This window comes from Shewanella sp. FDAARGOS_354 (assembly GCF_002209245.2).
Taxonomy (GTDB): domain Bacteria; phylum Pseudomonadota; class Gammaproteobacteria; order Enterobacterales; family Shewanellaceae; genus Shewanella; species Shewanella xiamenensis.
This window is the reverse complement of the sequence record NZ_CP022089.2, coordinates 3,125,410-3,142,437: the sequence shown is the minus strand read 5'-3', so window position 1 is coordinate 3,142,437 and position 17,028 is coordinate 3,125,410. Positions and strand designations below refer to the sequence as shown.

Annotated in this window: 16 protein-coding genes; 9 read left to right on the top strand and 7 right to left on the bottom strand. The window is 45.9% G+C overall.

Going from position 1 to position 17,028, the window contains the following annotated elements; all coding sequences use genetic code 11:
- Nucleotides 1-142 precede the first annotated feature (142 nt).
- The 3 genes from CEQ32_RS14140 (at nucleotide 143) to CEQ32_RS14130 (ending at nucleotide 3,615) form a co-directional block, all read left to right on the top strand.
- The gene (locus tag CEQ32_RS14140) at nucleotides 143-814 is read left to right on the top strand and encodes a fumarate reductase cytochrome b subunit (protein WP_088586241.1); all 672 of its coding nucleotides are present in this window, start codon (nucleotides 143-145) and stop codon (nucleotides 812-814) included.
- 63 nt (nucleotides 815-877) lie between these two features.
- Entirely contained in the window at nucleotides 878-2,884 is a 2,007-nt protein-coding gene (locus CEQ32_RS14135) for a fumarate reductase flavoprotein subunit (RefSeq protein WP_088586240.1), read from the top strand.
- Nucleotides 2,884-3,615, top strand: a complete 732-nt coding sequence (locus CEQ32_RS14130) for a fumarate reductase iron-sulfur subunit (RefSeq protein WP_088586239.1) — start codon at nucleotides 2,884-2,886, stop codon at nucleotides 3,613-3,615. Before CEQ32_RS14135 ends, CEQ32_RS14130 begins: the two co-directional genes overlap by 1 nt.
- A gap of 64 nt (nucleotides 3,616-3,679) precedes the next feature.
- Here the strand turns inward: CEQ32_RS14130 and CEQ32_RS14125 are convergent, their stop codons facing one another.
- Both CEQ32_RS14125 and CEQ32_RS14120 read right to left on the bottom strand, forming a co-directional pair.
- Nucleotides 3,680-3,964 (bottom strand): putative quinol monooxygenase, encoded by a 285-nt coding sequence (locus CEQ32_RS14125; RefSeq protein WP_037413650.1) that lies wholly within the window; start codon nucleotides 3,962-3,964, stop codon nucleotides 3,680-3,682.
- Entirely contained in the window at nucleotides 3,961-4,983 is a 1,023-nt protein-coding gene (locus CEQ32_RS14120; RefSeq protein ID WP_088586238.1) for a zinc-binding alcohol dehydrogenase family protein, read from the bottom strand. Before CEQ32_RS14120 ends, CEQ32_RS14125 begins: the two co-directional genes overlap by 4 nt.
- A gap of 119 nt (nucleotides 4,984-5,102) precedes the next feature.
- Here CEQ32_RS14120 and CEQ32_RS14115 point away from each other — a divergent pair, with 119 nt between their 5' ends.
- The 4 genes from CEQ32_RS14115 (at nucleotide 5,103) to CEQ32_RS14100 (ending at nucleotide 11,166) form a co-directional block, all read left to right on the top strand.
- The gene (locus CEQ32_RS14115) at nucleotides 5,103-6,032 is read left to right on the top strand and encodes a LysR family transcriptional regulator (protein ID WP_037426378.1); all 930 of its coding nucleotides are present in this window, start codon (nucleotides 5,103-5,105) and stop codon (nucleotides 6,030-6,032) included.
- 301 nt (nucleotides 6,033-6,333) lie between these two features.
- Nucleotides 6,334-6,753 carry a hypothetical protein gene (locus tag CEQ32_RS14110; RefSeq protein ID WP_088586237.1) on the top strand — a complete coding sequence of 140 codons (420 nt, stop codon included), beginning with the start codon at nucleotides 6,334-6,336 and terminating at the stop codon, nucleotides 6,751-6,753.
- A 62-nt stretch (nucleotides 6,754-6,815) separates the two neighbouring features.
- On the top strand, nucleotides 6,816-7,685 hold the full coding sequence (locus CEQ32_RS14105; protein WP_037426371.1) for a hypothetical protein: 870 nt from the start codon (nucleotides 6,816-6,818) through the stop codon (nucleotides 7,683-7,685).
- A gap of 22 nt (nucleotides 7,686-7,707) precedes the next feature.
- A complete protein-coding gene (locus CEQ32_RS14100; RefSeq protein WP_088586236.1) occupies nucleotides 7,708-11,166 on the top strand; it encodes a zinc-dependent metalloprotease in 3,459 nt (1,152 codons plus the stop codon).
- 113 nt (nucleotides 11,167-11,279) lie between these two features.
- Here CEQ32_RS14100 and rho read toward each other — a convergent pair whose 3' ends face one another.
- Both rho and trxA read right to left on the bottom strand, forming a co-directional pair.
- On the bottom strand, nucleotides 11,280-12,545 hold the full coding sequence (rho, locus tag CEQ32_RS14095) for a transcription termination factor Rho (protein ID WP_037413641.1): 1,266 nt from the start codon (nucleotides 12,543-12,545) through the stop codon (nucleotides 11,280-11,282).
- Nucleotides 12,546-12,757: 212 nt separating this feature from the next.
- Entirely contained in the window at nucleotides 12,758-13,084 is a 327-nt protein-coding gene (gene trxA, locus CEQ32_RS14090; protein WP_011070766.1) for a thioredoxin TrxA, read from the bottom strand.
- Between the two features lie 151 nt (nucleotides 13,085-13,235).
- Between trxA and rhlB the strand changes: the two genes are divergently transcribed.
- Entirely contained in the window at nucleotides 13,236-14,555 is a 1,320-nt protein-coding gene (gene rhlB / locus CEQ32_RS14085) for an ATP-dependent RNA helicase RhlB (protein WP_069453750.1), read from the top strand.
- A complete protein-coding gene (locus tag CEQ32_RS14080) occupies nucleotides 14,556-15,482 on the top strand; it encodes an exopolyphosphatase (RefSeq protein ID WP_088586235.1) in 927 nt (308 codons plus the stop codon).
- A gap of 74 nt (nucleotides 15,483-15,556) precedes the next feature.
- Here the strand turns inward: CEQ32_RS14080 and CEQ32_RS14075 are convergent, their stop codons facing one another.
- The 3 genes from CEQ32_RS14075 to yacG all read right to left on the bottom strand — a co-directional run bounded on the left by CEQ32_RS14075 (nucleotide 15,557) and on the right by yacG (nucleotide 16,928).
- Nucleotides 15,557-16,093 carry a thioredoxin family protein gene (locus tag CEQ32_RS14075; protein WP_088586234.1) on the bottom strand — a complete coding sequence of 179 codons (537 nt, stop codon included), beginning with the start codon at nucleotides 16,091-16,093 and terminating at the stop codon, nucleotides 15,557-15,559.
- Nucleotides 16,094-16,236: 143 nt separating this feature from the next.
- Nucleotides 16,237-16,632 (bottom strand): 8-oxo-dGTP diphosphatase MutT, encoded by a 396-nt coding sequence (gene mutT, locus CEQ32_RS14070; protein WP_037413635.1) that lies wholly within the window; start codon nucleotides 16,630-16,632, stop codon nucleotides 16,237-16,239.
- Between the two features lie 86 nt (nucleotides 16,633-16,718).
- Nucleotides 16,719-16,928 carry a DNA gyrase inhibitor YacG gene (gene yacG, locus CEQ32_RS14065; RefSeq protein WP_037413634.1) on the bottom strand — a complete coding sequence of 70 codons (210 nt, stop codon included), beginning with the start codon at nucleotides 16,926-16,928 and terminating at the stop codon, nucleotides 16,719-16,721.
- Nucleotides 16,929-17,028: the final 100 nt, after the last annotated feature.

Here is a 17,028-nt window from a genome sequence, read left to right as displayed (position 1 = left end):
GCTAATAGTTAAGCATTCGATTAATTATTCGCCTCCTAGTTGATCTAACTCAGGTTTGTTGTTGGATTTGTGAGCGATATTAATTTTTAAAGATCACTTAATGAGCTTGGCTCAATAGAGCCTGTGGCGCGAGGCGAAAGCAATGGCAATCAAACTAAGTATAAAAAAATGGAGTGCGTGGCTGGATTTAAGCCAGAGTGTGTCGGGTGTCATTTTGGCGGTGTTTTTATGGAGTCACTTAGTGTTGGTGTCGTCCATTTTGTTGGGTGGCGATGCCATGAACTGGGTGGCGCGCACTATGGAGCTAAGTTTTCTCTCTAGTGATGGTCATGGGTACCCTTGGGTGGTGACTGGTATTGCCATCGGTATTGCCGCTTTAGCGTTAGTGCATGTGCTAGTGGCATTGCAGAAGCTACCGATGAGTTTGCGTCAGCAAAGGGCGCTGCAACAGCAGATGCAAGTGATCAATCACAGCGATACTCGCCTGTGGCGCTGGCAGGCCATTACGGGGGTGGTGATCCTGTTATTGCTGCCAGTGCATCTGTGGCTTATTGGCTCGGCGCCTGAAACCATAGGCCCGCAGGGCAGCGCCGAGCGGATTTGGAACCAAGGCGTGTGGATGGTGTATCTGCCGCTATTACTGACGGTGGAGTTACATGCGGCCATCGGGGTTTACCGCGTGGCACTGAAGTGGGGCGCTGCGCGGGATCTTAATAGTCGCAGCCGTTTACGTAAGATTAAAACTATTGTGAGTATCGCGTTTGTCACTGTAGGAATTGCCTCTTTATTGGCATTTTTACCCCATGCGAGTTGAGCGAAATATAACAAAAGAGTGTTGTCCTAAAACAATAACAGCAGTACCCGTTAAGGAGCAGGCGTGAAACTGATTTATACCGATTCATTAGTGGTTGGTGCCGGATTGGCAGGGCTAAGGGTTGCCATTGCCTCTAAAGAGCGTGGGCTGGATACCTTAGTGCTATCGCTTATTCCTGCCAAACGTTCTCACTCCGCCGCAGCGCAGGGGGGAATGCAGGCAAGCCTTGGCAACGCAGTTAAAGGCATGGGTGATGATGAAGATGTGCACTTTCAAGACACTGTGAAAGGTTCGGACTGGGGCTGCGATCAAGAGGTCGCCAGAATGTTTGCTCACTGTGCGCCAAAGGCAGTACGTGAGTTAGCCAACTGGGGTGTACCTTGGTCACGCGTCAGTGCTGGTCCGAGGGAAGTCATTGTTAACGCACAAAAAGTTACTCTACAGGAAGCCGAAGAAGCCCACGGGTTAATTAATGCCCGCGACTTTGGTGGCACCAAAAAGTGGCGCACCTGCTACACCGCCGACGGTACAGGCCACTCTTTACTCTATGCCATGGATAACAAAGCCATTTCGATGGATATTCCGGTCCATGAGCGCGTCGAAGCGCTGGCGATTATCCACGATGGAGAGCGTTGTCACGGGGTGATTGCCCGCTGTTTAATCACGGGCGAGTTGCGTGCCTATGTCGCGAAATCGACCACGATTGCCACTGGTGGCTATGGCCGGATTTATGAAGTCTCAACCAATGCGATTATCTGCGAGGGTATAGGTCAGGCGCTGGCGCTCGAAACGGGCGTGGCGACCCTTGGTAATATGGAAGCGGTGCAGTTCCACCCAACGGCGATTGTGCCCGTAGGGATTTTAACCACAGAGGGTTGCCGCGGTGACGGTGGCTTGCTGCGGGATAAAGACGGCTACCGTTTTATGCCGGACTATGAGCCAGAGAAAAAAGAACTGGCATCGCGGGATGTAGTGTCTCGCCGCATGACCGAACATATGCGTAAAGGTAAGGGCGTCGATAGCCCCTATGGCCCGCATTTATGGCTCGATATCACCCTGCTTGGGCGCAAACATATCGAAACCAACCTGCGTGAAGTGCAAGAAATTTGTGAGAACTTCCTTGGGATCGACCCTGCAAAGGATTGGATACCCGTGCGTCCGACTCAGCATTACTCCATGGGTGGCATTCGCACCAAAGCAACCGGTGAAAGTCCGCAGCTTAAGGGCTTATTCAGCGTGGGCGAAGCCGCCTGTTGGGATATGCATGGCTTTAACCGCTTGGGCGGTAACTCGCTCGCCGAAACCGTAGTGGGCGGTATGATTATTGGTAAATATGTCGCTGATTTTTGTGAGAATAATAGCCTTGAAATCAATACCCAGCTTGCCGAAAAATTTATGCGGCAAGTACAGACTGAGATAGACACCATAGTCGATGGCGATGGTCAAGAAAACCCCTTCGAACTTAAGCACGCAATGCAGCGAATTATGATGGATTACGTGGGGATTTTCCGTAATGGCCCTGAACTCGATAAAGCAGTGACAGAGCTGAAAGCCCTGCTTGAACGTTCACGCAAACTCGGTATTAAGTGTAAAAAACGCCACGCCAACCCAGAGCTGGTGGAGGCATTGAGGGTGAAGCGCATGCTCAAGGTAGCGCTGACCGTTGCTTGCGGCGCTGCCGCTCGCACCGAAAGCCGCGGTGCCCATGCCCGTGAAGATTATCCACAGCGTAATGACCGCGATTGGCTTAATCGCACCCTCGCCAGTTGGCCTGATGCCAATGCGTTGGAACCCGTGTTGAGCTACGAGCCGCTAGATGTGATGAAGATGGAACTGCCACCGGGATACCGGGGTTATGGTATCGACAATGCGATTGCTCACCCCGATACCGCTAAACGTGAGCAACAAATTGCTGAAATTTTGGCTGTGCTCGGGGAGGATGCCGATCGCTATCAACGCCAAGCGGCGCTGATGCCTTTCGAGCTGCCGCCCAGCCTGCAAGCTAAAAATGAACGTTTAAGTGATACCTTACAAAAACCCTCTGCCAATGCGTTAGGAGAAAAATCATAATGACCCAAGGTCGCCAGTTAACCTTTAATATTTTTCGTTATGATCCACAGGAGCCAAACGATAAGCCGAAAATGGTGCGTTACCAACTCACTGAAACGCCGGGGATGACAGTATTTATTGCCCTCAATAAGCTGAGAGAAGAGCAAGATACGTCGTTGCAGTTTGATTTTGTGTGTCGGGCAGGGATCTGTGGCAGTTGCGCCATGGTGATCAATGGTTTTCCGACATTAGCTTGCCGTACCTTAACCGCTAAATATCCCAAGGGTGAGATTACCCTGATGCCGTTACCTGGCTTTGAATTGATCGGTGATTTATCGGTTAACACAGGTAAATTTATGCGTGAACTCGCTGAGCGGTTAAAGCTATGGTTACATCCTAAGGCGAATGATATCAGCATTCATCGCCTCGAAGAGCCTATGGCTCCTGAAGAAGCTGCTCGCCTGTATGAGTTAGAGCGCTGCGTCGAGTGTGGCGTTTGCGTATCAGCCTGCGCGACCAAGCAAATGCGCGAGACCTTTGTCGGTGCAGTTGGCATGATGAAAATTGCCCGCTTTGAACTCGATAGCCGTGATGCCCGCACTGCGGAGGATTTTTACCATGTGATCGGTAATCAGGATGGTGTGTTTGGGTGCATGACCTTGCTCGGCTGCCAAGACAACTGTCCGAAGGATTTACCCCATATGCAACAGATTGCTTATCTACGCCGAAAAATGGCGATGACGTTGGTTTAGCTTTATTTACGCAGTTGATTTAAAAATAGAAAGCGCCAAATTTGGCGCTTTCTTGTTAGTGATGCTAGCAAGCATAACTCTTATGGATCTCGACTTTCTCTACTAACTGCTCGGAGGTGGCGACAAAGGTATTAAAGTGTGGGCTTGCCATATGCGCATCCAGTGCTGCTTGGGATTGCCACACTTCATACATCCAAAACTGATTAGCATTATCTAAAGAATGATGCAGCGTATACTCCAAACAGCCTGCCTCGGTGTGGGTGTCACTTACCAGTTGTTTGAGGACTTTAAAGAGTGAATCACTCTGGCCTGAATGCGCTTGGATTTGCGCAAAAACCGTGATTTTCATTGGCTAAATCCCTCAAGCACAATTTTACCAATCGCTTTGCCCGACTCAATTTGTGCATGGGCCTTTAGCAAGTTTTGCGCATTAATCGTGCCGTAATGCTCACCAAAGGTGCTTTTTACTTTACCGGTATCGATAAGCTCTGCAATGCGATTGAGTAGATGGTGCTGGGCAATCATATCCTCGGTTTGATACAGGCTGCGGGTAAACATCAGCTCCCAATGCAGCGACAGGCTTTTACGCTTCAGTTTCATCACATCTAACGGGCCGACAGGATCATCAATCAGTGCCAGTTTACCTTGCGGTCTGAGCACTTTTACAATTTCGTCAAAGTGCTTATCGGTTTGAGTCAGGCTAATCACATGGGTGACATCGGCAATATCGAGCTTAGCCAGCTCTTCCGAGAGGGGTTTATTGTGATTAATCACTGCATCGGCACCTAAGGTTTGCACCCAAGTTGCTGATTCTGGCCGTGATGCGGTGCCGATAACTTCTGCTCCAGTCAATTTGACCGCCAGTTGAGTGATAATCGAACCCACACCACCTGCGGCACCGATAATTAAAATACGTGCATCTGTGGCTGAACCATCTTGTGGTAGACCTAAACGGTCAAACAGCAATTCCCAAGCCGTGATACTGGTTAAGGGTAAGGCTGCCGCCTGTGCGTTGCTTAAGGTTTGCGGTTTATGGCCGACAATGCGCTCATCCACTAACTGATATTCGGCATAACTACCACTGCGGCTAATATCGCCGGCATACCAAACTTCATCGCCTACCTTAAATAGGCTGACTTTGTCCCCGATAGCTTTTACAACGCCAACGGCATCCCAACCGAGGATTTTATACTCCCCAGCAGGCGCTGAGCTTGATGCGCGGATCTTGGTATCAACGGGGTTAACCGATATGGCCTTAACCTCGACTAACAAATCAAAACCCGTTGGAGTTGGTTTGGCTAATGTTATGTTTTCTAATGCATTATGCGCATCGACTGCGCCTGCTGTTTGGTAACCTACGGCTCTCATAATCATTCCTCACTGGCGACTCATGTCTGTCACTTGTCATTGAGCACCATTGTGTGAAATATTAACCTTTAGATAAACGGGGTAAAGTTTGTAATTTTTTCAAAGGAAATTTGATAATCATGTTGCTTAATGATCTCGCCTTATTTGTTCGCGTTGCCGATTGCGGCAGTATTTCGGCCGCAGCGGCCGAAATGGACCTCTCTGCTGCTTCAGCGAGCGCAGCGATTAAACGTCTTGAAAAACAGCTTGATACGAGTTTGTTTGTGCGCACGACTCGCAGCCTTAGATTAACCGCTCAAGGGGAGCGTTACCTGATCCATTGCCGCCGCGCCTTAAGTGATCTCGCCCTTGGAGAGCAGGCGATTGCCAGCGATAAAGGTAAGGTCTCTGGCACCTTAAGCCTGTCGGTTTCATCTGACTTTGGGCGAAACTTATTTGTCCCTTGGCTCGATGACTTTCTCTTGGATTTTCCACAGCTGCAAGTGCGTCTGCATTTAGGCGACAATATCAGCAGTTTTTACCACGATAAAATTGATGTGGCGGTGCGTTATGGTAAGCCGCAGGATTCTAATCAAGTTGCCTTTCCGATTTGCAGTGCCGACAGAGTGTTATGTGCATCGCCGGACTATCTTGCTAAATTTGGTCAACCCGAAACCTTAGAGCAGCTAACACAACATAATTGCTTGTTTTATAAGTTAGATGAGAGAACTCACGATCAATGGCAATTTGAGCGTGATGGCCAGGAATGTAAAGTTCGCGTCACGGGGAATCGTAGTGCGAATGATGCTGAAATTGCGCGCCGCTGGGCGGTAGCAGGAAAGGGGTTAGTGTTTAAGTCGAGCTTAGATTTGGCAGAGGATATTATGGCTGGGCGTTTAGTGCCCTTGTTACCAGAATATCGCGGCGAGTCGGTCAATTTATACTTAGTGTGCCCAGGACGCGAACATGTCACACCCGTGGTGTTACTGCTTCGCGAAATGTTACGTCGCCGTTGTAAAGAATTGCAAACTCAACTGGCTGCTCATCATATTATCCCAAACTACCGTTAAGCTATTTGCATTATGGTGGCATATGTAAATAATCGCACTGCATGTTGTTATTTATTGTTTTTAATCTGTTTTTAAATTGTGTTTTATGGCGGTTTTTTCTGTTATGAATTGTGTTGTTTATGTTTAATGTCGCTAATTTTTTCTGATCTAACTCATATTTATTTTAATTGCATATGAGTTGTCGCTGGCTTGAGTTGAAAAGCATTTTTTTTCGTGCGTATGATGCGATAAATGTATCGTTTTGTATCTTTAACTGTGGGTCACAGTGGAGATTATTTATAGTATGACGTATTGACTGAAAATGTTAACTAAATTAGCCACAACAAATTACTCAAAAATACCGAAACATCTTCATCCCATAGTCGGTGGATTACTGGTGCTCGGAATATTATGGTTGAGCTTATCGCTAAGTGTTTCTGCTAAAAATGAAATTTATTCTTTTGAAAAGAATGATTTTTTAATGGCTTCGACACTTGTGGCGCAGAGTGAGTTTGTGGGCCATAAATCGACAATCGTACTGAATGAATATAGCGTTACACTTTGGAATTGGTTTTGTGAAACTAATTTTGAAAGCATATTTATTGGACTGTCTTTTTTTGTTTTATTTGGTGTTATTTATTTCATTTCAGCTATTTTTCTGCGTAGTTACATTCTTAATTTGGAACATTGCTATTCCATTTTACTTAATTGGATAAAGTCTATTCAAGCAAGTACATCCTAGCGCTATATAGAGCGCATGCTCACTATCAATATTTTCATCAAAATATAAATCAAGGTTTTATTATGCAACCAACGAATAATCAATATTATTCGTCGATTTCTCGTCGACGAAATAAATGGTCTGTGTTTTTCTGCTTGCAGGTGATGCTGGCGAGTTTTTCATTTGTCGGCCAAGTATTGGCTGTCAATGAATTTGAGTTAGCCACGGATGCACAAGCTGCAAAATGGTCTGGCTACGTTAATGTTGGGTTTACCCGAAACATTTATGACTCGGATAGTTATTACGCCTATCAAGCCTATAACATCGATAGCCGGATCGATTACAAGGCAAATTGGGGCAATGTGCTGTTTACCCTTGGGGGCGAAAAGCAAACATTGCATGGCAAAGAGTCCAGTTTTTATGACCCTTTGCTGGAATACCGTACACCACTGTATGCCTTAAGCGATACCGTCTCATTCAAAGGCAGTTTAGGTGTGTATCTGCCCGCAGAGCGCGAATCAAAATTGGATAGGTTGCAATATGCACCGCGTATTGCTGCGTACTTATTTTGGAGCCCGCTAGATAACCTCAGTTTTTATTTTTCACCGCGCTATCGCTACAACGCTTACCAATACAAAACCGCTGGTGAGCGCGTGTTAGTTGAACAGCAACTCGATGGATTACTCGATGCTTATTGGCAAATTACGGCTAATTGGTATTTGGATGTGAGTGGTCGTTATCGAGTCTCCAAAAACTATTACGGTCGTCGACTCGACGATCAATTTACCTTCGCCCAAGAACTCGGTTGGTCGTTTAAGCCTGACTGGGTGTTGGCTGTTGGTCATAACAATAGTGGTCGTTTCTATAACCCAGAAGTGGGGACATCTCAGGGATTTGAGATTTATGACAAAAAGAGTTCAACCTTTTATTTGTCAGTTACTAAATATCTATAAAAACAGTAGTTAAGAGGAATCTATGAAGAAGTCCATGGTATGTCTGGCGATAACCAGCGCACTGACCCTTGTGGGGTGTGGTGCCGGTGATGAGCCTTATAAAGAACTCCCCAAAGATGAAAAGCAAGTCACCACTGCCGACATCGATAAAGCCACTGAGCGGCAATATCTCTACATTCGCAGCGTGGGTAAGGCTCCGCGTTATGCCGCCGAGGTGCGAGGTTTTACCCAAGGTGATCCTAAGTTGGTAACCTTGCATAAAACAGAGAATGGTATCCAAGTACGTCAAATTGACCGAGATAATATCGGATTAGGCCATGACAGCCGTTATCCTAATGAATATAACCAAGCGCCAGTGTTAACCATTCCTGGTGAATATATCGACTTTAAATGTACCGAAGATAAATGGCGTGAGTGTATTAACGTAGAGCAAGTTAACACCGATGCTAATTTAACATGGCAGGATAAGCGCTACTTTGTCCCCGATTTTGCCAAAGCTAAAATTGCCGAGCTGGGCATTAATGACATTTTCACCTTTGGTGAATGTGTGACTGAAACAGAGGCCCCACGACTAGTGAATACTCAAGGCCAAAAAGGCTATGAGATGGATTTAGCTAAGGGCGTGGTTAACTTTGAAATTGAGCATACCTATCAGGCTTCACCAAGTTGCTTTAACCAATTTTACGGTGGCAACCTCGACAATCTATCCTTTACGACCACTGAGTTTATTTCGATTGTGGCGGTGGATCAGTTAGCCAGTAAAGACTATCAAGCGATTCCCTATGCCGAAAATGAAAAGGGCGCATTTGGTTTCTTTACCTCTTCCCATACTTACCGTGATGCGACTGATTCAGAGGGCGTTGACGGGTATGTGCGTACCTACATGAATCGCTTCAATCCGGCCAAATCGGAACTGACTTATTACTTGAGTAATAATTTCTACGATGCGAAAAATAAACCCTTTTTGGATGCTGCTATCGAGTCCGTGACGGCAATTAACATTCAAAACAAGTTGTATAAAACGGGTTTCCCACAGATAAAACTTGAGCAAGCCCACGATAAACGCCATGGCGACCTGCGCTATAGCAACATCACTTTATTTGATGAACCGCTGGATAATGGTTTGGCGGGTTATGGCCCATCCGCGGCAAACCCGCTTACAGGCGAAATTGTGAGTGCGCGAGTCAATCAATACAGCTCGAATCTAAAACAAGGCGCAGTACGTTACTATCGCCAAGTGCGTTTAGATTATAACAGAGGCAAATTGGACGCGAATTCAGTCACATCGTTAACGGGCGAGCCTTATGTGTCGAATTTGAACAAGCCAGATGTCAGCGTTGATACTGTGCCAGTTGAGGCGGCGGCATTTGAACAACCGACTCAGCAGCTTATTGCAGCACCCAAATCAATGTTATTAACGCCTAAGGATAATAGTCTCGATGCTTTGGCGGATTTTGATGAAAAAACACAAGCGTTTTGGTCTGAAAATTCAATGATGCATGTGGATACCGTGTTTGCTACAGGTGGTAGTAATCGTGAATTACCTCGCGGTATCAAAGGTCATGAAATTGATTGGAAAAAAGCCGAAATGTGGGTTGATGGCAAAGTGGGCGGTAAATTAGCGGCATTTGAAGATTTGCCGATAAGTTTACAAGACTCATTAACTACAGCCCTTGCTGCACAAGCATTTGCCGGCACCTTGACCCATGAATTAGGGCATACCTTTGGCTTAAGACATAACTTTGCTGGGAGTCGCGACCACGACAATACCTTTAACCAAGCACAACTGACGGAATTAAAAGCCGCCTTTAGCGATGCAGGTTACCCAGATATTACTGTTAATGCCGAGTTTTCGAGCCAAATGGACTACAACGTGAATCGGTTTGCAACCACGTTTGAACCCTATGACTTAGCGGCGTTACGTTTTGGCTATGCCCGCGAAGTGGAAACAAAGGCTAACGAATTTGTATCGCTCAAAGCGGAAGATGCTAAGCGTCGCGACGAACTTGCCAAAGGCATTGTTAACGGGGATACCCGATTTGGCGCGCTTTACAATATTGAGCAAAACAATAGCCTACGTCAGTATTCTTATTGCACAGATGAACATGTGTCTCTTAACAGCAACTGTAATCGTGGTGATGCGGGTAAAAACTTAGATGATATTAACCAGTTCTATATCGATAAGTATTTTGATAGCTACGAGACCATGAACCTACGCCATAATCGTCAATCTTTGTTTGAGGATCATAGTCTAAGTTACACCATTAATCGCAAAGTTCAGTTTGATGAGATACGTCAATTCATTGAAGATGTGAGCTTTTTAGAGCAATTGTTTGGTCTATCAGAAAACTTTTTTGCTGGTGAGTGCGACCGACTGGCTGCGGCAGGTAGCGAGGCTTGGTATTGTGCGAATCAGCGGGCAATGAATCAGTCGGCCGATTTCTTCCTTAAGCTAGTGGGAGAAAACGACGCCACATTGGACGTCACATACAAGCAAGCTGATGGCAGCGTAGCGTTAAGACAGCAGTACAATTTTGCTAAGGTACTTGAGCAATATCGTTTTAAAAGCGGCGATATGAAGGCGCAATTTGAGCCGGGTGAGGTGATCAGTCAGTTCTCTGATTCCCCAGAAGCCTTGAAAGAGTTGATCATTAAATCGCAAATAAATCCTCAATTTCAGGATTTATTAACGGCTGATGTTAGCTTTTCGGGCCGCTTACTCAACGGTATTAAAACGCCTGCATCCTCACCTAACCATCCGTATGTGAATGAGCGCGACGTGTTAGGTGTATGGCCTGATAAATTGTTAGCCGTGCGAGCCTTAGTGTCACGTACCACCCCACGTAGTACTTCGAGTCGTGGTTATAAAGCCTTGGTTGATTTACCGAATGTGGGTCCAGTGTTCCAAGACATGTTGTGTAAGATGACCATGGGTGAAGGCCCTGGGCTGACTCGTGGTAGCACGCCGCTCTTTACCGAAAGCTGTGGCGTGAGTGGTAAGCTCGATAGCTATCTGCCTTATTACACTGATTTTGCCCAACAAAGTATTGAGCCATTACCTAATTACGATCGTTCAGTTTCACGTTACTTCCAATTTGATACTGTTAACGGCCAGCCAAAAGGTAAGAGCAATTTACTGCAGATGATATTACGCCAAGTGGTGCTTGCATCGGTTGACAGTGATTATCAAGGCGAGCAAAAAGCCAGAGTATGGCGTGAATACGTCGGTATTCATCTAGCCGGCCCTGCATTAGCCACACAAGCGGAAGTGACAGTAAATGGCCGTGTGTATGCTGCGACCGCAGAAAACACTTTAGCATTGGCGCTGATCAACCGAATTAAAGAAATGGAAACCTTTAAGGCGCAGGTCGGCGAGGCCACGCTTGCCATCAAGTTAAACAACGGTACAGTAGGTGAGATAATTGATGGGCAACTAAGCCGAGATCAGTTAGTACTCAGTTATTTGCCTGTGCTTGATTAAGTCACTTGAATCGAGTGAGCCGCACTCGCGGCTTTGCAATCCATCACCATGTGTAAAACGTAAAAAAAGGCCGCTCAGTGAGCGGCCTTATTATTCATACAATCTTATATGGCTTAAGACTTTGCGCGTTTCATCGCGGTGAAGAATTCTTCGTTAGTCTTAGTCATCGCCAGCTTATCAATGAGAAATTCCATTGCACTGACTTCATCCATTGGATTGAGGATCTTACGCAGGATCCACATTTTTTGCAGTTCGTCAGGATTTGTCAGCTTCTCTTCACGACGAGTACCGCTGCGGTTAAAGTCAATCGCAGGGAAAACGCGTTTTTCAGCGGCTTTGCGTGACAGATGCAGCTCTTGGTTACCAGTACCTTTAAACTCTTCGTAAATCACTTCGTCCATCTTAGAACCGGTATCGACTAACGCAGTAGCGATAATGGTTAAGCTGCCGCCGTGTTCGATGTTACGTGCTGCACCGAAGAAGCGTTTTGGACGGTGCAGTGCGTTGGCGTCCACACCACCGGTTAACACTTTGCCTGATGAAGGGATTACAGTGTTGTAAGCACGCGCTAAACGGGTGATAGAGTCGAGCAGAATCACCACGTCTTTTTTGTGTTCGACTAAACGTTTAGCCTTTTCAATAACCATTTCAGCCACTTGTACGTGACGGCTTGCTGGTTCGTCGAAGGTAGATGCAATAACTTCACCTTTAACTAGGCGTTGCATCTCGGTTACTTCTTCTGGGCGTTCATCGATCAGCAGAACCATCAATACCACTTCAGGGTTGTTGTAGGTAATGGATTGCGCAATGTTTTGCAGTAATAGCGTTTTACCCGCTTTTGGTGGCGCAACGATCAGACCACGTTGACCTTTACCGATAGGTGAGCATAAATCCAGAATACGGGCAGTGATGTCTTCAGTTGAGCCATTACCACGCTCCATACGCATACGTTCTTCTGCGTGGAGTGGGGTTAAGTTTTCAAAGAGGATTTTATTGCGAGAGTTTTCAGGTTTATCAAAGTTAACTTCGTTAACTTTTAACAGGGCAAAATAACGTTCACCTTCTTTTGGTGGACGAATCTTACCAAAAATGGTGTCACCCGTTCGCATGTTGAAACGGCGAATTTGGCTTGGTGACACGTAAATATCATCAGGGCCAGCTAAGTAAGATCCATCTGCACTTCGTAAGAAACCGAATCCGTCTTGGAGTATCTCTAATACGCCGCCACCGAAAATGTCTTCGCCACTTTTGGCGTGGGCTTTAAGGATGGAGAAAATAATGTCCTGCTTGCGAGCACGGGCCATATTTTCGAGTTTCATGTTTTCGGCTAGCGAAACTAGGTCGGATATCGGCGTGTCTTTTAATTCAGTTAAGTTCATGTTGGGGATCTTGTGTTACGCGACAAAGCTTACCGCGATCAATCAGTAAAGTTTGTGATTCAGGATAGTGATTGACGAGCGAGAAGTGGTTTAGTTAGAAAGAATCTGGTTATTAAAGTAGCACTAACAAAGCGGGGCGTCCAGAAATTTAGGGGCATTCCGGCACAATTTAATTTCAGCTTGTGCCGGAGGTCACTCATAACGACAACAAATTAGATTTGTGCGTCGATAAACTCTTTTAACTGAGTTTTAGAGAGCGCGCCAACTTTGGTCGCTGCCAACTCACCGTTTTTGAATAACAGCAATGTTGGAATGCCGCGAACGCCGTATTTCGCTGGAGAAACGTTGTTCTGGTCAACGTTTAATTTAGCGATAGTCACGCGACCGGCATACTCTTCGGCAACGTCGTCAAGGATTGGCGCGATCATTTTACATGGACCACACCATTCAGCCCAAAAGTCTACCAATACTGGTAAATCGGCCTTTAATACGTCGTTTTCGAAGCTGTCGTCGCTCAGGTATATAATTTTATCGCTCATGATGTTCTCCAGTTTGGTTGCCATTGCTGGTTTGTTAATGGCTTACCATGTATATTGGGGCTGAAAAATAGCTTTTCAAGTTACCTTTTACAATGTGGCTATTTCAAACGATCGAGTATCTTATTGCAACCCCAAATGGTATGCTTGCGCTATGAGCCAAACACATTTATCAAATCAAAAATTTGCCGACTTACCTCTGCATCCTGAGGTTAAACAGGCCCTTGCCGAGAACGGCTTTGAATTTTGTACGCCGATTCAGGCGTTATCATTACCCGTATTACTTCAATCAAAAGATATCGCTGGCCAAGCTCAGACGGGCACTGGCAAGACTATGGCGTTTTTGGTTGCCACATTTAACCATTTATTGTCGACCCCGATTCCTGAAGGACGTCAATTAAATCAACCGCGTGCCATTATCATGGCGCCCACCCGTGAATTAGCCATTCAAATTGCTAAGGACGCGATTTTACTCGCGAAACATACTCGCTTAAAGGTGGGGATTGTTTACGGTGGTGAGAGTTACGACGTCCAACGTAAAGTGCTAGACCAAGGTGTTGACATCTTAATCGGTACAACCGGACGGATTATCGATTATGTGCGTCAGGGCATTATTAGCTTAAATGCGATTCAAGCCGTGGTGTTAGATGAAGCCGATCGTATGTTCGACCTCGGTTTTATCAAGGATATTCGTTTCTTATTCCGACGCATGCCTAATGCCGATCAGCGCCTGAACATGTTGTTTTCAGCGACGCTTTCAATGAAGGTGCAAGAGTTGGCTTATGATCATATGAATGATCCGGTGAAAGTCGAAATTGCCCCCGAAGAAAAAACCTCAAAGAATATCAAAGAAGAAATTTTCTATCCTTCCCAAGAAGATAAGATGCGTTTATTGCTAACGCTGATTGAAGAAGATTGGCCTGAGAAAGCCATTGTTTTTTCAAACACTAAGCATAGCTGTGAGAACTTATGGGCTTGGCTTGAGGGTGATGGTCACCGTGTGGGTTTGCTCACTGGGGATGTGCCACAGAAGAAACGTATTCGAATCCTAGAGCAATTTACGCAAGGTCAATTAGATATCTTGGTTGCGACTGACGTGGCTGCACGCGGCCTGCATATCTCCGATGTTTCCCATGTTTACAATTATGATTTACCAGATGATTGTGAAGATTACGTCCACCGTATTGGTCGTACTGGGCGAGCGGGTAACAAAGGGGTATCAGTTAGTTTTGCCTGTGAAGAATACGCACTAAACTTGCCAGCGATTGAGACTTATATTAATCACTCAATCCCAGTGAGTAATTATGACCGCGATGCCTTACTGGATGATATTCCACAGCCAGCTAAGATTCATCGTAAACATCCAGCGGGAGCTCGTAATTTACGTGAGCGCTCTGGGGTGAGTCGTACTCAAGGTGCACATCGTAGTGGTGGTCGTCCACCTCGCCATGACAGGACGCGTAGACAGCCTTAAATGCCAACACCCGCTTATGCCGCCATTACTTTAGGCTCTAATAGCTTTAATATGCTGATCGCTAAGACAAAAGGCGGTCAGCCACACATTATTGCTAAATACAAACGTAAAGTAAGGTTAGCCGAAGGCATTGGCGAAGATGGTCATCTAACCGCAGAAGTGATGCAGCGTGGCCTAGATTGTCTAGCAATGTTTGCCCAAATGTTAGCGCTGCATAAAATCCATCCTAATCATGTCGCTGTAATTGCTACCGCGACACTGCGCTGTATCCATAATTCCGATGAGTTTAATCAGAAGGCGATTCCGCTTTTGGGTCATCCGATTGAGATTATCTCAGGTATGCGTGAAGCGGAGCTGATTTATCAAGGTATGGTGGCGACCACTTGCGGCCAAGGTCGACGTTTAGTGATCGATATTGGTGGCGCCAGTACCGAGTTTATTATCGGTGATGGTCACCAAGTTCAGTTTAAGACCAGTTTGCCTATGGGCAGTGTGACCTTTAACCGTCGCTTCTTTAACAATGCCCCGTTACAAGAGCTCGATTTTGACGATGCCAAGCAGGAAGTGTTGGAAGTCTTAGGTGAACATAGACAAAGGTTAAAAGACTTAGGATGGCACTGTGTGGTAGGGGCTTCTGGCGCGGTGCAATCTGTGGTCGAAGTCTTAATGCACCGTAAGCAGTCTGAAATCATTACCTTAGCTGTGCTGAATCAGCTTAAAGCGGAAATCCTTGCCGAAGAACATGCCAGCCTTATGGGGATTATCGGCCTAAGTGCCGAGCGCGCACCGACATTTGCTGCTGGAGTGGCGATTTTACTCGCGCTCTTTGAATTCTTGGGGATTGAGCAGTTGGCGCTATCGGGCGGCGCACTGCGTGAGGGCGTGTTAGTGATGCTGGCACAGCGAATTTTAGAAGAAGCGATTTAACCTCAAATCCATTTTTAAAAGATAAAGGCCGCCAAGTGTACACTTGGCGGCCTTTATTATTTAGCGACTCGAGATTAGTTTAAAATCTCGACTAAATCTTTTTCGAGGGAGACGGTTGGACGCTCAACGATACGGCCAATTTCTTTACCCTGTTGTAGCACGATAAAGGTGGGAATACGTTTGAATTCGTATTTTGCCGCCAGTCCTTCTGGATCTTGCTTGCTGCGATCAACCCCAATATAAGTCACTTTGATATTGGGGTTAGCCACTTCTTCCATAATGCGAATAAAGCGTGGTGTTTCGCGATGGCAGTCTGGGCACCAAGTGCCGATGATGACCACAATTTCGGTTGGCTCAGCGATATTTTTAAGAGGGGCTAAGGCTGCGGTATCCACCTGATAGCTCTTGTAGCCCTCAGCAAACTCATTGAGATCTTTTACTAAATGTTGCGCTTCAACTACACCGGTTAAAATCACTTCTTGTTTCTCCTCGCTGCAGGTGGCAATCAAGCCCTGTTTTTGCTCTTCAAAGCCACAGCCGCCATTTGCTAGTACTTGGCAACTAAAAAATAACGCGGTCGTGGCGAGTAATGCTTTAACGTTATTGTGCATGATATGCCCTCAAAATCGAAGAAGAATAATGAATTTGCATTCAAGCACTAATTTACGTTTTGTAAAAGTTGTGAATGAATTAGCTGCAAGCCAGATCACGTATCGCTAATGTAAATCTGGCTGTTACCCATAAAAAGATGTGATTAGTTTTGTGCTAATAGCTTGGCGAGGATAGGTTTATTAGCATCAGGGAAGTCGTAATGGGTGAGCTCGTGCTTATCGACCCAGACGATTTGTTGTCCTTCAAGCCCTTGCGCCTCGCCCGTAAAGTCACTCACAGTGTGAATATCGAGTAGTACCTGTTTATCTGGGTAGTCGTAGCTTAAGGCCATAAAAGGTTCGCTCGAATGGACGTTAAGCGCCACTTCTTCTTTTAACTCACGAATTAAGGCTTGGGTAACGGTTTCGTTTTGCTCCACTTTTCCACCGGGAAATTCCCATTTGCCGCCTTGATGTAAATGCTCTGGGCGCTTGGCGAGTAGGATTTGTCCGTCAGTATTAAGAATAATGCCCACGGCAACATGAATACGTTTTGTCATAAATTTCTACTTATCACTGTATGAACAACAATCCGAGACTCGTCGGTTCTGGCCGTTGGTAAATATACGGAGTTGTTGTATGAGGCTTATTCTTTAAAGAAGCTTTCTTCGTCGTAACCAAGTTCGTCTAAAGCGTCGACATCAAACTCAGATTTGACTGGAATGGCGTGTTTCTCCGATGCCCAATCACCGAGATCGATCATCTTACAGCGCTCACTGCAAAAAGGTTTGAACTCTGACTGAGGGCTCCATTGTACTGGGGTTTTGCAAATTGGGCAGTTGACGGTTAACGGCATAATGGGGATCTCTTGATTTACTGCTGAATAACGAATAACGAATAACGAATAACGAATAACGAATAACGAATAACGAATAACGGTTATCAATGGCGTTAGT